Here is a 15,946-nt window from a genome sequence, read left to right on the forward strand (position 1 = left end):
TCCTCCTTCGAGGTTTCTATGAAAATTCTGAAAAAAATACTTGCCCTCACACTGGTCTTTGCCCTGGGGATAGGTGCAGGGTATGTGTCCGAACATCCTGTCACAGAAAATTCCCGTTTCCAGGCCTTCACAGAAAAGCTTTTCCAGACTGAAGTCTCCGCCAATGCCCTGACCCTCCACTATACACTGGCAGACCCGGCAGGGGCAGGTATCCGCCCCACAGAAATGACCCTGGGCGCCCTGGACACAGATTCTTCTGAAACAACCCGGCTCTGTAACGAATATGAGAACCTACTTCGTTCCTTCTCTTACTCCAGATTGTCCAGAGACAATCAGCTTACACTGGATATGCTGCTTCTGTATTTCCACACCCGCGCTTCCCTGGGAGAAAATTACATACTGGAGGAACCTCTGGGGCCAAGTCTGGGAATCCAGGCTCAGCTGCCTGTCCTGCTGGGAGAATATGCCTTTCACTCCACCAGAGATCTGTCCGATTACCTGAAGCTTCTGGGCACCATCCGGCCTTACTTCCATAGTATTCTCCAATTTGAAGAAAAAAAATCCCAGGCTGGCCTCTTTATGAGTGATGCCACCCTGGATCGTATTCTGACTCAATGCCGTTCTTTTATCCGTGACCCCAATTCCAACTACATGGATGAGCTTTTCGCCCAGCGCCTGAAAACCTTCGGGAAGCTGACAGAAAAGGAGCAGAACCATCTCCTTGCCTTCCATCACCAACTGATCACAAAGCAGGTGATCCCTGCTTACCAGGAGCTGATAGACGGACTGGAGAAGCTGCGAGGCACAGGCAAGACCAGCCGTGGGCTGGCATACTTCCCCGGAGGCAGAGAATACTACCAGTATCTTCTGCGTATCCAGACCGGCTCCTATGTTCCCGTAAAGCAGATCCAGAAACGGCTCTCTGATCAGCTTCTAGCGGATTTCAGGCAGATCAAAGCTCTCATACAGACAGATTCCTCCCTGGTTGCTTCTCTGCAGAAATATTCCGGCCAGATTTCCCTTACTCCTGAACAAATGCTAAAAGAACTTCCCGGACTGATGAAAGAGGATTTCCCCCTATTAAAAAATATCTCCTATGAAGTCCGCCAGGTTCATCCCTCCATGAAAAAATTCCTGAGCCCTGCCTTTTATCTGACTCCTCCGGTGGATACCCAGACTCCCAATGTAATCTACATCAACAACTCCAAAGGCACCTCCAGCCTGGAGCTTTTTGGCACCCTGGCCCACGAAGGCTTTCCCGGACACCTGTATCAGACCGTATCCTTTGCCAGAAGCGCTCCTGACAATATCCGCTATCTGATCACCAGTCCCGGATATATAGAGGGCTGGGCAACCTATGTGGAAGGCTACGCATACAGATATGCAGCCTCACTGATCTATGATATTATGAAAAATTCCGCTGCTGCCACCTCTGATGACACACTCAACTCTGCGCCTGACCGGAAGCTTATCCAAAATGCTACACAGCTGGCATGGCTCAGCCGCAGCACCAACCTGTGTCTCTATTCCCTGCTGGACATCGGCATCCACTACGAGGGCTGGGATCAGGGCAGAACCACAGCTTTTCTCAAAGCCTTCGGCATCACCCAGGAATCTGCAGTAAAAGAAATCTACCAGTACATCGTAGAAACTCCCGGCAATTACCTGAAATATTACTGGGGCAGCCTGAATTTCCAGGATCTGCAGACACGCTGCAGGAAACAACTGGGCCATGATTTTAATCTGAAGGATTTTCACCGCCGGATCATGGAAATCGGCCCTGTACAGTTCCCGGTGCTGGAAAAATATCTGTTCCTTTCCTATGCCTGATAGCTGCGGAAAAATTTCTGCAGCTTGGTAAGGGCCCGGGTCAGGGCCTCTGTCTCCTCCACATTCAGATCCTTCAGGATTGCCAGAACCATTTTCTCATGGAAATCCCTGTGATGACAGAAAGCCTTCTCCCCCTTCTCTGTGAGAGAAATCAATACTACTCTGCGGTCCTCTTCACTGCGCACACGCTGGATATATCCCTTCTTTACCAGGTTATTCACTGCAATGGTCAGGGTGCCCACAGTCACATTCAGCGCCCTGGCTACTGTGGACATATTTTTCTGCTCCCGGATCCCCACTGCATCCATAATGTGCATATCATTTACAGAAATATTTTTATACTCCGGCGTGATCAGCGCCCGCTCTTCCAGATCCAGAATCTCATTAAACAAATTTACAAGCACATCATTGATCGCCTCATAATGGTTCATCCGGTCCTCCCCCTTTCACATATCAGTCACTGTCTCAGTTCTCAGTAACCTTTGTCTCTCATTATACACTATATTACTTTGCCTTACAAAGCATTTTTAGCCATTTTTTATCTGAAAATACAGTTGGTAAATACCTCTTTCTTTCAATAGTAAAGTTTGATATAATCATTACAATAATAATTCTGCCATTATCTATGGTATCAAAGGATAGATTTTATGAAAAAAAATAATATTCCCCTTAATTTCAGGGAAAAAAATAATTCAAGGATCAGTCTGCTATGTTCCGCGGCAGTTCTGATCGTACTGGTTTTCCTGATGCATCAGCTGGACTACGGCCTGATCACCAAGCCTGAGGAAAAAGCCGCCCAGGAAGCACAGAAGAAGGAAGAAGAGGCAAAAAAAGCTGCGGAAACCCCGGAGATCACCACTGCAAGTGTGATTGCAGTCGGAGACAATCTCTATCACAGTAAGCTGTACGAATCCGGCGAGTATGATTCCGGCACCTGGAATTATGACCATATTTATGCCAATGTTCTGGATGAGATCCAGGCTGCAGATGTGGCTATGATCGACCAGGAGACTGTCTTTGCTCCGGATCATGATTCCGTCAGTACCTACCCCTCCTTTGCAACTCCCCAGGAGGTTGGAGATGCCATCATCAAGGCAGGCTTCGATGTAGTGGAATCTGCCACCAACCATGCAGATGATTATGGATACGATTACCTGAAAACCACTCTGGATTTCTGGAGTTCCAAATATCCCACAATTCCTGTGCTGGGTATCCACTCCACCCAGGAGGACGCAGACATCGTCAAGGTCAAAGAAGTAAACGGGATCAGGATTGCTTTTCTTGATTATACATATGGCACCAACAACTCAGGTGCAGGGGAAGGCTACGAATACATGATCGACATCTTTGACAAGGACAAGATCACCACTATGATCCAGAAAGCCAAATCCATCTGTGACTGCCTTATTTTTGTTGCTCACTGGGGTACAGAAGATGAGACCATGCCGAACGAATATGAGAAGCAATGGGCTGCCTTCCTTATGGAGCAGGGCGTAGATGTGATCATAGGCGGACATCCTCACGTGCTTCAGCCTTATGGCCGTCTCTCAGATGACCAGGGACACAGCACACTGGTATTCTATTCTCTGGGAAATTTTGTTTCCACGCAGCAGGAGCTGCCGGAACTGCTGGAGGGTATGGCAAGCTTTACCATTCAGAAAACAACTCTTAACGGCAAGAGCACAATTGAGATTCTTTCACCTGAAGTAAAGCCTATGGTTATGCACTACAACCATGATGCAGGAGAATACGGCCCCTATATGCTCTCTGATTATACAGAGGAGCTGGCTTCCCAGCACAGCGTCCGCAATGTGATCGGTGATGAATTCACCCTGGCAAACCTCCAGGCCAAATTCAAGGAAATCATGTCCATGAATGTGAAGCCGTCCACCAACACCAACCTGCTGAACGTAAAATTTGACTGGCAGGGCAACATGATCGACAAAACTACAGGAAATGTGGTAGAGGATACAGAATCCATCCATTCCTGGGAATACCTGAGTTCATCGGGAGATACTTCGGATTCTTCCGGCACAGGAGATTCTTCTGACACAGGAGATTCCTCCGAGGATGACGGAGACTCCTATGATGAATCCTATGACAGTTCCTATGATGACGGATCCTATGACGAATCCTACGACAATTCCTATGATGACGGATCCTATGACGAATCCTATTAACGATTGATAATCTGTGAAATGAAATAAACATCTGATTTCACTCACTTGTGTTATCCGGCAGTTACCTTGTCGGTGTATGCAGGCTGAGCACTATGAAATCAGATGTTTTCTTTTTATTTTTACAGATATATAACTATTGAATTATTTTATATTCCCAGCAATCTGTGTGTATTTTCCCTGGTGACCTCAATAACCTCCTCAGGAGACACCTGCTTTAGTTCTGCAATCGCCTGAACTACATAGGGCAGATACAGAGAAGAATTGCGTTTACCACGATTGGGCTCCGGAGCCATGTACGGACAGTCTGTTTCCAGCACCAGCTGTGACAGAGGTGCATACTGTACAACCTCCTTCAGCTTCTTTGCATTTTTAAAGGTAACTACACCTCCAATTCCCAGGTAAAGTCCCATATTCAAATATTCTGCGGCGATCTCACGGCTATAGGAAAAACAGTGAATAATTCCTCCATACATGCCTCCCTGCATATATTCCCTGACAATATTCAAGGTATCCTCCGCTGCATCACGGCTGTGGATCATAAAAGGAAACTTCTCCTCCCGGGCAATCTCCATCTGGGCACGGAACATCTTCTGCTGTATCTCATGTTCCTTTTTCTCCTTATGCCAGTAATAATCCAGACCAATCTCTCCAATGGCGATCATCTTGTCCATATGGGAAATACGGCGAATCTCTGCTAGCGTTTCCTCTGTCATCTGCTCTGCATCATCCGGATGCACTCCCACAGCTCCGTATATAAACGGATACTTTTCAATCAGCTTCACAGTATCCTGCAAGCCATCTATAGATGCACAGACATTTACAAGCTTCTCGATTCCATGCTCCTGCATAGATGCAAGAAGCACCTCCCTGTCCGCGTCAAAAGCCTCATCATCATAATGGGCATGGGTATCTATGATCATTTTTTAACTCCTCCTTTGGCTTGTCCACATTTTTCAGCAAAAAGCGAGACTCTTACCGCACACGCTATGTGTAGTAAGAGTCTCGCCGTTTCATCACGATACGGATGGAATCTTTACCCGTTGAGACTGATGACACTGCAAATCTACATCTGCCACCTACTCCCTGTTATATATTCCACTATAGACTGCCTGGGAAGTTTTGTCAAGCTATAATTGAAAATTGTGGAGGATTTTCGTTATAATTATTACCGTTCACTCCGTTCTCGGTAATACGCCTCACAAGATAAGCTTTTTAGCAGATTTCTGCTCCTGCCGGCATTTCTTTCTCCGGAACCATGAGGGAGAGATTTCCATCTGCATCTTCTGCACAGAGGATCATTCCTTCACTGAGGATTCCTGCAAGTTTGGCAGGTTTCAGGTTAGTCACTACCATTACTCTTTTGCCAACCATTTCCTCTGCACTGTAATGCGCTTTAATTCCTGATACAATCTGACGTACCTGGCTTCCGATCTGTACCTGTGAGCAAAGAAGTTTTTTGGATTTCTTTACTTCCTCACAGGAGATAATCTTGCCCACCTGGAACTGAAGTTTTTCAAAATCATCAAATGTGATCTCCGGTTTTGCTTCCATATCCATCACATCTTCTTTTTCCTCTGCTGGCTCTTCTGCTTTTGGCGGATGGAGCTCTGCTACCTTTTCCATTACCTCTTTCAGGTCCAGACGTGCAAAAAGAATCTCAGGTTTCTCAGTTACCTTGTTTCCTGACGGATACAGACCAAATGTATTAAGATCCTCAAGAGTTCTGTCTTCTGCACTTAACTGAGCAAGGATTCTCTCTGTCGTTTCCGGCATAAAGGATTTCAGAAGAGTTGCACCAATGCAGATTCCCTCAACCAGGTTGTAGAGAACTGTTGCAAGGCGGTCTTTCTTCTCCTCATCCTTTGCAAGTGCCCATGGCATTGTCTCGTCAATATATTTGTTGCAGCGTTTAAAGATTGTAAATACCTCTGTCATCGCATCTGCTACACGAAGCTTGTCCATCTTTTCGTTTACTTTTGCAGGTACGGAGAGAATGAAGTTCTTAAGATCATCATCTACTGGCTCAGCTACACCCTTATTCTCCACAACACCGCCGAAGTATTTGTTGGACATGGAAATCGTACGGTTTACAAGGTTTCCAAGGGTATTTGCAAGCTCAGAGTTGAGACGCTCTACCATCAGCTCCCAGGTGATCACACCATCATTCTCAAATGGCATTTCATGAAGCACAAAGTAGCGGACTGCATCTACGCCAAAGAAATCTACCAGTTCATCTGCATAAAGTACATTTCCTTTGGATTTACTCATTTTGCCGTCGCCCTGGAGCAGCCATGGATGGCCAAATACCTGTTTCGGCAGCGGCAGATCCAGTGACATAAGGAAGATCGGCCAGTAAATTGTATGGAAACGGATAATATCTTTACCAATAAGGTGCAGGTCTGCAGGCCAGAGCTGTTTGAACTGCTCTGTGCTCTCACCGTCACAGTCATAGCCAATTCCTGTAATATAGTTAGTAAGGGCATCCAGCCATACATATACCACATGCTTCGGATCAAAATCTACCGGGATTCCCCATTTAAAGGATGTTCTGGATACACAGAGATCCTGAAGTCCCGGGAGAAGGAAGTTGTTCATCATTTCGTTCTTACGGGATTCCGGCTGAATGAAATCCGGATGTGTGTTGATATAGTCGATCAGCTTGTCTGCATATTTGCTCATTTTAAAGAAGTATGCTTCCTCCTTTGCAGGCACACAGGGACGTCCACAATCCGGACATTTGCCGTCTACCAGCTGGGATTCTGTGAAGAAGGATTCACAGGGAGTACAGTACATACCTTCGTAATGTCCCTTGTAGATATCTCCCTTTGCATACATTTTTTTGAAAATTTTCTTAACCTGTTTTTCATGGTCTTCATCTGTGGTACGGATGAATTTATCATAGGAAGTATTCATCAGATCCCAGATCCGTCTGATCTCTGTAGATACGTTGTCCACAAATTCCTTTGGAGTGATACCTGCTTCTTCTGCTTTTAATTCGATTTTCTGGCCATGCTCATCAGTTCCTGTCTGGAAGAATACATCATAGCCCTGCTGACGTTTATAGCGGGCAATAGCATCGGCAAGAACAACCTCATAGGTATTTCCGATGTGCGGCTTGCCGGAAGTATAAGCTATGGCAGTGGTAATATAATATTTCTGTTTTTCCATTGATCAGTTTCTCCTTTATTTTCAGTACAAATTACAAATCATCATTCTTATTGTATTATAGCGGTTTATGCAGAGATTGTAAACCTCAGTTTTTCAGCGGATATGTATGCTTCTGCTGCTGTAGAGCTGGCGCCAGATCATACGGAAAACCACAGTGGTAAAAGTAATTCCGGCAGACATGCTGGCAGCGAAGAGAAGGGTATAGGTTCCTTCTTTGGAAAAGCCGGCATAGTTTCTGTGCATGAGACAGTTCATGGCACGGTAGAGGGCAGCCCCGGGAATCAGTGGGATGGTGGCAGATACCAGGAATACAGTAACCGGTGTTTTGACCATACGGGCCATCACTTCTGCATAGAGAGTTGTCAGTACCGTGGAAATAAATCCGCAGAAATAGGGGTTTGCATTGATACAGGCAGCTGCCAGATAGGTTGCCCATGACAGAAAACCGCCGATGGTGGCAAATATTAATTTTTTCCCTCTGATGTTAAACAGGGCAGCAAAGCCCAGGGAACCAAGGAGTGCTGCCATTAACTGGATAAATTCCTTCATTTTCTTAGTCCTCTTTTATCCCAATATAAATCCTGCAAAGGTGAAGCCCAGAGCGATCACCAGAGCCAGCAGTATAGATTCCATAAAGCGTATCAGTCCTGTGATGGTGTCCCCGGAAAACATATCCCTCAGGGAATTGGTAAAGGCGATTCCGGGAATCAGAAGCATGATATTTCCTATGCTGATCAGATCTGCATGATCACCGATTCCGCTGTATACAGCCAGATTTGCCAGAAATCCTCCCACAGTGGAGCAGATCAGGGCTGTAATCAGAGAATTGACGGAACCTTTTTTCACGAGAGCTTCTATAAATTTCAGCAATACACCGATGATCGCTGAGGCTGCCATATCCTTCCAGTCTCCGCCGAAAAACACAGAAAAGGAACCGGAGACCAGGGCATAGATCAGAAGCTGCATCCCAAAGGAATAATGTGGTCTGTTCTGTATCTGTATCAGCTTTTCCTTTATCTCCTCATGGGTGGGCTTTTCCTGACAGATTTCCCTGGAAAGCTGATTCAGCTGGTCTACCCTGTCCAGGTCATTGACCATGCCGGAGACCCTGCGTGTCTGGGTGCAGACCCCGAAATCAGCTCCATATATGGTGGTAACAATACTGGAGGTAATAGAAAATACATCTGCCCTCTCCGCCCCGTATGCCAGGCAGATCCTGCGAATGGTATCCTCCACCCTTCCTACCTCTGCGCCGCTGACCAGCAGCTGTTCACCAATAGACATAGCACAATATAAATATTCTTCTGCTTCCCTTCGATTCATAGCTCTTACTCTCCTGATCTCTTAGACATCCCCACCCACTGCTTATTGCTTTTCACAATTGAAGCAGGGGACTTACTTGATTCGGGTCAAGCGGATATTCACAGTGACGTAGCAAAAAGAAATGCCCTTGCAGGAAAAATCCTGCAGGGCATTTTTTTACTGTTTTATATAACCTTCAGATTAGCCGAAGTATCTCTTAAGCAGACCAGCGAATGCTTTTCCATGTCTAGCTTCGTCGCGAGCCATCTCGTGTACTGTATCGTGGATTGCATCCAGGTTAGCAGCTTTTGCACGTTTTGCAAGATCTGTCTTTCCTGCTGTTGCACCGTTCTCAGCTTCTACTCTCATTTCCAGGTTCTTCTTTGTGCTGTCTGTAACTACTTCGCCAAGTAATTCAGCGAATTTTGCAGCATGCTCTGCTTCTTCATAAGCTGCTTTCTCATAGTATAAACCGATTTCCGGATATCCTTCTCTGTGAGCAACTCTTGCCATTGCAAGATACATACCAACTTCAGAGCATTCACCCTGGAAGTTTGCTCTTAAATCAGCCATGATGTCTTCGCTGGATCCCTGAGCTACGCCTACTACATGCTCTGCAGCCCATGACATTTCAGCATCCTGTTTCACGAATTTGGAAGCCGGTGCTTTACATACTGGACAGGCTTCCGGAGCCTGCTCGCCTTCATAAACATATCCACATACACTACATACCCATTTTGTCATAATTAAGATCTCCTTTTCTTATTTTAATTTGTTTTGGTTACTGTCTTATAGATCACAGTAATATTTATTGTTTCAGAACCTGTCCCCAAAAATTCAGGCCAGTTCCGGCATTGCCTTCTGCCTTATAAAAAACAGATGATTTTTACTTTTCTTTGATAATAGTAATCGTTACTGTTTTCTACGCACTTAGATTAACATACTTGATAATAAAAATCAAGTTTTATTTTTATTTTTTTCTTCCGCCGTTTCCTTTTGCGTTTCTTTCAGACAATCCTCACAGAGTCCAAAAAATCTGGCGCTGTAGTCTGTGATTTTCCCTCCGAAGTTCTCACCGGCATTGTCCATAATATGATGAATCCCCTCACTTTCCAGATCCATGATCCGGTTGCAGCGGGTACACATAAAATGGCAGTGCCGCTCCGTACATCCGTCGAAATGATCCGCACCGGCAAAGGAGGACAGCTTCTTGATCTCTCCCAGATCTGCCAGCAAAGACAGATTCCTGTACACAGTTCCCAGACTGATATTGGGATAAATCAGCTTCATATTCTCATAAACTACATCAGCCGTAGGATGGTCTGTCCTGGTTTGCAGAAATTCCTTGATAGATTCTCTCTGGCGGCTGTATTTCAAAGTAGCCACAATTTTCCTCCTTTCTGATTATTTACTGTAACAGATAACTCTGTACTAGCATCCTGTTCAATATTAATAATCATTACTGATATTGTTATCATACGATATTGGAGTGTTTTTATCAAGTTATTTATAAAAAATTTGCTTCCCTTCATAAAATCCTATCCTTCTTTGCATAAAGAAACGGAGCCTTCTTTGACTCCGTTTTTTTATCTGCACGTACTTTATTTTGGGAAGCTTAACTGTGTTTCAACTGAAGTCGATTAACCTGATCTGCCAGAGCATTGATTTTGACCTCATTGATCATTATCCTGTTCATCCATGTAGCCGATACGTCCATCTTATTAATAAGGTTCAGATGATTCTCTGCGAGAATAGAAAGATTCCGGTCTGTTATGTTTTCCAGATGCAGCCTGAGATCCGCAAAATTATCTCTGGTCTCTTCCTCAAACCGCTCCTGGCGCTTCTCCATTCTCTCCATCCGGGAATCCAACCCATCCATCCGGGAATCCAGCCCATCCATACGGCTTTCAAGTCCATCCATACGAGTCCCAAGACCTCTGACTTCTGCCAGCACAGCTTCCAGTATTTCTCTATCTGTCACCATTTTTCACCTCCTTATAGCCCGTATCGTTCTTTTGTATAAAAATGATTATACCATCGTCCTCCCAATCCGTCCAGCAAAATCCCCTCATTCTTTACTGTCGTTCATTTTTTCCTCAATGGCCGCACCGACCCGGTTATAAACGGTCACCGCATCCTGAATATGAGGAATATTATTCACTTCACTTCCAGGTGCCCCTGCAGTAACAAAAATATATTCCCTGCCCTCAATCTCCGCAAAGCTCGCCAGACAATGTCCTGCCTCACTGGTATACCCAGTCTTACCGCCAAGTATTTTTCCACCTGTAACTGTGGGATCTGACAGATTTTTAAACATTGTACTGTAGTAAGTAATGCCATCAGGGTGGACATTGGTAATCCCCGTAGAATGTCTGGCAGTCTCAATAATCTCCCTGAACGTATCATTCTTAATACAATACTTCATCAACACTGCAATATCCTTCACCGTACTGTAATGATCCGGATTATGCAGCCCCGTAGAATCGCAGAAATGAGTATCAACCATCCCCAGCTTCTTCGCCTTCTTATTCATCAACTCCGCAAAATCCGCCTCCGATCCACTGATGGTATCCGCCAGCGCAATACAGCACTCCGCACCAGAAGGAAGCATAGCCCCATAAAGCAGATCCATAACCCGAACCTCCTCCCCCGGCTGAAACCCGGCCTGCGTAGCCCCTTCCTCATACAAACCCGCAAACATATCATCCGTCAACGTAATCTTCTCCTCCAGATCATCCAACTCCTCAATCCCCAGGATCACCGTCATAATCTTCGTCATAGAAGCCGGATAAATCCGCTCCTCCCCATTAATCTCCCCCAGGATCTTCCCACCCCGCGCCTGCATCAAAACAGCATCAGGACTATTGATCCCGGTAATATCCACCTCCCTCAAAACCGGCTGTTCAAACTGCGCAAACCACTCCTTCACACCCTTATCCCAGCCAATCATAATCACCATGGCACAGATCACAATAATCTCCACAAACACACAAAGCACAATCCGCCCCAGATTCGTCCCCCTGCGACTCCGGCCACTCCCAGATCTCCTCTTCCGACTCTGCTTCCTGTCTCTCACTACCAACACACTCCCCTCCCAACATTCCAAATGTTACTATTCACTCCGTTCCCAGCAACGCGCTTCGCGATGCACAGAGTTTATGCTCATCGCATAAATTTTTACTTGTATAACTATACCACACCACCCCCACCCCCTGTAACCCCATTATTATATTATCCCCCATTTCCTACTTCCCCCCATCCACACTTATTCCCCTCTATCCCATCCACCCTCATCCCCCATACCCGCCCCAACAAACTCACGATGGCGCAGCCAAAGCTGCGCCGAGCCCTCCCCCCTCATGCCCTTTGTGACGCGCAGCGCGGGGAAATGTTTGTGTCCGGACATATCTGCAGGCGTCGTCGTAACTCTTAGCTCTCGGAAATTTGCGTTATGGCAGAAAAATTCACTGTCTGAGCCCCAAAGGCGAGTTTGAATTTTTCTGCCATGCTTTTAGCAAATTCCCGAAAGCTTAGAGTTACAGACACCGAAGCCGTGTCCGGACACAAACATTTCCCCGCGCGTCCCCTTCACCAAAAAAATCCCCCCAGAGTCTCAAACTCCGAGGGGATTTCCCAAAATACATTTATTGTGCTAACTTCATAGGATTGATCTTCACACCAGGTCCCATAGTAGGAGCAATAACAACGCTCTTTAAATACTGGCCCTTCAGTGTGCTAGGTCTAGCCTTAACGATAGCATCGATCAGCGTCTGGAAGTTGTCGCTTAACTGTTCTTCTGTAAAGGATGCTTTACCAACCGGAACATGAATAATGTTGGTTTTATCAAGACGGTACTCAATCTTACCAGCTTTGATATCGTGAACTGCTTTAGTAACATCCATAGTTACTGTACCAGCTTTAGGGTTAGGCATTAAACCTTTCGGTCCAAGTACACGACCAAGACGACCAACAACACCCATCATATCAGGAGTTGCAACAACAACGTCAAAGTCTAACCATCCCTCGTTCTGAATCTTCGGAATCAGTTCCTCAGCTCCAACGAACTCAGCGCCTGCTGCCTTAGCTTCTTCAGCTTTAGCATCCTTAGCGAATACTAAAACACGAACCTTCTTACCAGTACCATGTGGCAGAACAACTGCACCACGGATCTGCTGGTCTGCATGACGTCCATCACAGCCTGTACGGATATGAACTTCGATAGTCTCGTCAAATTTAGCAACTGCAGCCTTCTTAACTAAGCTGATAGCTTCTGCGGTATCATATAATGTAGCGCGGTCTACTGCTTTCGCAGCTTCCACGTATTTCTTTCCTCGTTTCATTTCTATAACCTCCTGTGGTATTTGCGGGGAACGCCCTCCCACTTACTATTTAATATTAAAATTAATCAACTACTTCGATTCCCATACTTCTTGCAGTACCAGCGATCATGCTCATAGCTGCTTCGAGGGATGCTGCATTTAAGTCTTTCATCTTAAGTTCAGCGATTTCCTGAACCTGAGCCTTGGTAACCTTAGCAACTTTTGTCTTGTTCGGTACGCCGGAACCGGATTTGATGTTTGCAGCTTTCTTAAGAAGAACTGCAGCCGGCGGAGTTTTGGTTATGAAGCTGAAACTTCTGTCTGCATAAACAGTGATAACTACAGGAATGATTAAATCTCCCTGATCTGCTGTTCTTGCATTGAACTCTTTTGTAAACTGAACGATATTAACACCGTGCTGTCCAAGAGCCGGACCTACAGGTGGTGCTGGAGTTGCTTTACCAGCCGGAATCTGTAATTTGATATATCCTGTTACTTTCTTTGCCATTTTCGGCACCTCCTATGTGGTATTGGCGGGGGTTATGTCCCTCCCACGATATTGTGTTACCTTTAACTTGTTACATCTGTTTGATTTCTGCGAAACTAATTTCTACCGGCGTTTCGCGGCCAAAAAGTTCAACATTGATTGTTGCTGTCTGCTTCTGCATATTCATGCCAGTGATAACACCAACAGTATCCTTCCAGGCACCGCCGGTGACAACAACTGTATCGCCTTCAGCGAAATCCACCTGAACATTGTCCTTCTGAATTCCAAGAGGAAGCATTTCCTCCTCTGTTAACGGTACCGGCTTGGATCCCGGTCCAACGAAGCCCGTCACACCTCTGGTGTTGCGGACAACATACCATGTATCGTCATTCATCACCATATTGAGAAGCACATAGCCTGGAAACATCTTTCTCTGCACCTGTTTCATGACGCCGTTTTTCAGCTCTGAAACCTCTTCCAGCGGAACACGAACTTCAAGGATCTGATCCTCCAGGTGTCTGTTTTCGATGGTTTTTTCAATATCGACTTTAACTTTGTTCTCATACCCGGAATAGGTATGAACAACATACCATTTCGCTTCTGACATACAATCACCTTATCCTTATTTCATTAAAAGATTAATGCCTTCGAGAATAAACGAATCCATTACGCTGATCAGTACGCAAAGCACAATTGAAACACAAACTACTACAATAGTCTGCTTGATCAGTTCATTGCGGTCTGTCCAGACAATCTTTTTGAATTCTGATTGAAGTCCCTGAAACCAACTCTTCTTCTGACTTTTGTCAGCAGATTTTTCATTTCCTTGCATAGTCTGACCTCACAATTCTCTGTGAGTAACTGTGTCATCCAGTTACCTGTGGATTACTTTGTTTCCTTATGCAGAGTGTGTTTACGGCAGAACTTACAATATTTCTGAGTTTCCATTCTCTCAGGATGGTTCTTTTTCTCCTTAGTCATATTGTAGTTACGCTGCTTGCACTCGGTACATGCTAATGTAATCTTAACGCGCACAACTTCCACCTCCAGTGTTTTCATTTGCATGGTCATTTCTCTATTCCCTGAGCCGCTGAGGACGCGGTTTCATGATGTATCCGTCATCACTTTCGGGCATAAAAAAAAGACCTAACTTCCATGTCGCTCGTCAAGTTTATCACATAACGGGCATAGAAGTCAAGCCTTTTTCATAAATTAATCCCTGATTATTCCTTAATATGCCAGGTTCCTTTTCCGGTTCTTTTTACCTCATAAAGCTCCTTATCTGCTCTGGCATACAATTCCTGAAAAGAAGTCTCACTTCTGCATGCCAGAATGATTCCCATAGATGCAGTGATGGATACAGACTGGCTGCCATCACTGTAGGTCAGATGCAGACGCCCCACTCCCGGGGAGGTCAAAAGGATCTGCTCGATCTGCTCAATACCAGCAGCCCGGCGCAGTACTCCTGTAAGAGGATCCGATTCATTTGTGGTAATATCCTCAATAGAGCCTACCATACGGGCCACCTTTCCCATATTATCAAAAATATTGGTGGTCAGTACATGCAGATACCTCTTTCTGCCCCCTGACCACAGAACAAACTTGTGTTCAAAGTTAGACAGTTTATCATCAACGCTTTTTAATATCACTTCAATCTCTGCACAGGTACTTGGATTGATCTCCTGGATCTTCTTCATCAGCACAGGAATACTCAGCTGTGCCTGTCCCAGTCCCAGCTCCTTGTATTTTTCATTAAGAAACTGTATCAGGCCGGTTTCCACATCATAAGTAAATATGCAGACGTCATTATTCCTTGCTGTGACTCTGTAAGTCTCCTCACTGAGCTCCAGACGCTTGTTCAGATTCTTGATGTAGATCCTGTCATCACGGATCATCCTCAGATATATCCAAACAACCACCAGAACTGCCATGATCAGCTGAAAAATCAGAAGGTACAGATATTTCTGATAATAGGTACTGGTCTCCAGAACTGTTTTCTCCTTCATGACAGTAACCACATTCAGCTTCTGGCCATTCGCCTGGACAATGGCATATTCCCTTGCCACATCATCCTCTGTTTTCGCTGCACTGAAACACACCTTCATGTTCTGACTAACCCTGAATCTGATATTTTCCAGTTTCACACTGAGCTCTCTGCCGGAAAGATCTGTGTACAGGTTATCACCGGAAACTCCTTCATAATCCTGCTTTACAATATAGGTACCGTCCTTATCTGTCACATAGAGATCTCTGCGCTCCATAGCCTCTTCAGAATTTGTAAAAATATTCAGGCTGTCCTTAAAATACTGCTGGTCTTTCCAGCTGCCGGTAAATTCAGGATTTTTCCCCTCCAGATCCAATGCACGGATACAAATAAAATGTGTATCTTCCGTTGGGAAATTCCGTCCAATCTTTTTCTGGGTTTCCTGACTGTTCATGGGCAGATTCTGTACAGACCTGGCTACATTCTCCAAGGTATCATAATATCTGTCCATTTTATATTGAAGCAGCCGGGCATTCTGCTGTGTCCATTCAGCTACGGACTCTCTGGTCTTATTCTTCTCCCCCCCAGCCTGTCCGAAAACCTTATTTTTAGGCATAAATTTAGCCCCTTTCCTTCATCTGTGACATTGAAAACTGAATAAAATACACAGGATGAA

The 15,946-nt window shown here is 45.3% G+C and carries 17 protein-coding genes; 2 read left to right on the forward strand and 15 right to left on the reverse strand.

The features are described from left to right. The first annotated feature begins 18 nt into the window (after window positions 1–18). Window positions 19–1,830 carry a DUF885 domain-containing protein gene (locus ACTNDS_RS14445; RefSeq protein ID WP_441036554.1) on the forward strand — a complete coding sequence of 604 codons (1,812 nt, stop codon included), beginning with the start codon at window positions 19–21 and terminating at the stop codon, window positions 1,828–1,830. On the opposite strand, the gene ACTNDS_RS14450 is transcribed toward ACTNDS_RS14445, so the two are convergent. Continuing rightward, on the reverse strand, window positions 1,821–2,261 hold the full coding sequence (locus ACTNDS_RS14450) for a MarR family winged helix-turn-helix transcriptional regulator (protein WP_019163233.1): 441 nt from the start codon (window positions 2,259–2,261) through the stop codon (window positions 1,821–1,823). The two genes, ACTNDS_RS14445 and ACTNDS_RS14450, sit on opposite strands and share 10 nt — an antisense overlap. A gap of 216 nt (window positions 2,262–2,477) precedes the next feature. Between ACTNDS_RS14450 and ACTNDS_RS14455 the strand changes: the two genes are divergently transcribed. After that, entirely contained in the window at window positions 2,478–4,010 is a 1,533-nt protein-coding gene (locus ACTNDS_RS14455; protein ID WP_441036556.1) for a CapA family protein, read from the forward strand. Window positions 4,011–4,156: 146 nt separating this feature from the next. Here ACTNDS_RS14455 and ACTNDS_RS14460 read toward each other — a convergent pair whose 3' ends face one another. From ACTNDS_RS14460 to ACTNDS_RS14525, 14 genes are all read right to left on the reverse strand, one after another. Next, entirely contained in the window at window positions 4,157–4,930 is a 774-nt protein-coding gene (locus ACTNDS_RS14460) for a TatD family hydrolase (RefSeq protein ID WP_441036558.1), read from the reverse strand. A gap of 292 nt (window positions 4,931–5,222) precedes the next feature. Beyond that, complete coding sequence (metG, locus tag ACTNDS_RS14465) at window positions 5,223–7,178, reverse strand: methionine--tRNA ligase (RefSeq protein ID WP_441036560.1); 1,956 nt, start codon at window positions 7,176–7,178, stop codon at window positions 5,223–5,225. A gap of 93 nt (window positions 7,179–7,271) precedes the next feature. Next, entirely contained in the window at window positions 7,272–7,727 is a 456-nt protein-coding gene (locus ACTNDS_RS14470) for a threonine/serine exporter family protein (RefSeq protein WP_433844751.1), read from the reverse strand. A gap of 15 nt (window positions 7,728–7,742) precedes the next feature. Then, window positions 7,743–8,501: a threonine/serine exporter family protein gene (locus ACTNDS_RS14475; protein WP_441036562.1), complete on the reverse strand. Its 759-nt coding sequence runs from the start codon at window positions 8,499–8,501 to the stop codon at window positions 7,743–7,745. Between the two features lie 180 nt (window positions 8,502–8,681). After that, the gene (locus ACTNDS_RS14480) at window positions 8,682–9,224 is read right to left on the reverse strand and encodes an NADH peroxidase (protein WP_173743152.1); all 543 of its coding nucleotides are present in this window, start codon (window positions 9,222–9,224) and stop codon (window positions 8,682–8,684) included. A gap of 213 nt (window positions 9,225–9,437) precedes the next feature. Then, complete coding sequence (locus ACTNDS_RS14485) at window positions 9,438–9,866, reverse strand: Fur family transcriptional regulator (RefSeq protein WP_441036564.1); 429 nt, start codon at window positions 9,864–9,866, stop codon at window positions 9,438–9,440. 229 nt (window positions 9,867–10,095) lie between these two features. Beyond that, a complete protein-coding gene (locus tag ACTNDS_RS14490) occupies window positions 10,096–10,464 on the reverse strand; it encodes a hypothetical protein (protein ID WP_441036566.1) in 369 nt (122 codons plus the stop codon). A gap of 84 nt (window positions 10,465–10,548) precedes the next feature. Then, a complete protein-coding gene (locus tag ACTNDS_RS14495; protein WP_441036568.1) occupies window positions 10,549–11,565 on the reverse strand; it encodes a D-alanyl-D-alanine carboxypeptidase family protein in 1,017 nt (338 codons plus the stop codon). 559 nt (window positions 11,566–12,124) lie between these two features. Continuing rightward, complete coding sequence (rplA, locus tag ACTNDS_RS14500) at window positions 12,125–12,820, reverse strand: 50S ribosomal protein L1 (protein WP_173743148.1); 696 nt, start codon at window positions 12,818–12,820, stop codon at window positions 12,125–12,127. Between the two features lie 61 nt (window positions 12,821–12,881). After that, entirely contained in the window at window positions 12,882–13,307 is a 426-nt protein-coding gene (gene rplK / locus ACTNDS_RS14505) for a 50S ribosomal protein L11 (protein ID WP_015540664.1), read from the reverse strand. 70 nt (window positions 13,308–13,377) lie between these two features. Beyond that, window positions 13,378–13,893, reverse strand: coding sequence for a transcription termination/antitermination protein NusG (gene nusG, locus ACTNDS_RS14510; protein ID WP_019163248.1), 516 nt, complete (start codon window positions 13,891–13,893; stop codon window positions 13,378–13,380). Window positions 13,894–13,908: 15 nt separating this feature from the next. Beyond that, entirely contained in the window at window positions 13,909–14,118 is a 210-nt protein-coding gene (gene secE / locus ACTNDS_RS14515; protein WP_173743147.1) for a preprotein translocase subunit SecE, read from the reverse strand. A gap of 53 nt (window positions 14,119–14,171) precedes the next feature. Continuing rightward, window positions 14,172–14,321, reverse strand: a complete 150-nt coding sequence (gene rpmG / locus ACTNDS_RS14520) for a 50S ribosomal protein L33 (RefSeq protein WP_025578252.1) — start codon at window positions 14,319–14,321, stop codon at window positions 14,172–14,174. Between the two features lie 188 nt (window positions 14,322–14,509). Beyond that, window positions 14,510–15,886 carry a hypothetical protein gene (locus ACTNDS_RS14525; protein WP_441036572.1) on the reverse strand — a complete coding sequence of 459 codons (1,377 nt, stop codon included), beginning with the start codon at window positions 15,884–15,886 and terminating at the stop codon, window positions 14,510–14,512. Window positions 15,887–15,946 lie beyond the last annotated feature (60 nt).

It is taken from the genome of Blautia sp. HCP3S3_C12, from assembly GCF_052064155.1.
Taxonomy (GTDB): domain Bacteria; phylum Bacillota; class Clostridia; order Lachnospirales; family Lachnospiraceae; genus Blautia_A.

Bases quoted from the DNA above. Each gene is read 5' to 3' on its own strand.
- ACTNDS_RS14445 (WP_441036554.1), top strand. From the start codon at position 19: ATGAAAATTCTGAAAAAAATACTTGCCCTCACACTGGTCTTTGCCCTG.
- ACTNDS_RS14450 (WP_019163233.1), bottom strand. From the start codon at position 2,261: ATGAACCATTATGAGGCGATCAATGATGTGCTTGTAAATTTGTTTAAT.
- ACTNDS_RS14455 (WP_441036556.1), top strand. From the start codon at position 2,478: ATGAAAAAAAATAATATTCCCCTTAATTTCAGGGAAAAAAATAATTCA.
- ACTNDS_RS14460 (WP_441036558.1), bottom strand. From the start codon at position 4,930: ATGATCATAGATACCCATGCCCATTATGATGATGAGGCTTTTGACGCG.
- metG (WP_441036560.1), bottom strand. From the start codon at position 7,178: ATGGAAAAACAGAAATATTATATTACCACTGCCATAGCTTATACTTCC.
- ACTNDS_RS14470 (WP_433844751.1), bottom strand. From the start codon at position 7,727: ATGAAGGAATTTATCCAGTTAATGGCAGCACTCCTTGGTTCCCTGGGC.
- ACTNDS_RS14475 (WP_441036562.1), bottom strand. From the start codon at position 8,501: ATGAATCGAAGGGAAGCAGAAGAATATTTATATTGTGCTATGTCTATT.
- ACTNDS_RS14480 (WP_173743152.1), bottom strand. From the start codon at position 9,224: ATGACAAAATGGGTATGTAGTGTATGTGGATATGTTTATGAAGGCGAG.
- ACTNDS_RS14490 (WP_441036566.1), bottom strand. From the start codon at position 10,464: ATGGTGACAGATAGAGAAATACTGGAAGCTGTGCTGGCAGAAGTCAGA.
- rplA (WP_173743148.1), bottom strand. From the start codon at position 12,820: ATGAAACGAGGAAAGAAATACGTGGAAGCTGCGAAAGCAGTAGACCGC.
- rplK (WP_015540664.1), bottom strand. From the start codon at position 13,307: ATGGCAAAGAAAGTAACAGGATATATCAAATTACAGATTCCGGCTGGT.
- nusG (WP_019163248.1), bottom strand. From the start codon at position 13,893: ATGTCAGAAGCGAAATGGTATGTTGTTCATACCTATTCCGGGTATGAG.
- secE (WP_173743147.1), bottom strand. From the start codon at position 14,118: ATGCAAGGAAATGAAAAATCTGCTGACAAAAGTCAGAAGAAGAGTTGG.
- ACTNDS_RS14525 (WP_441036572.1), bottom strand. From the start codon at position 15,886: ATGCCTAAAAATAAGGTTTTCGGACAGGCTGGGGGGGAGAAGAATAAG.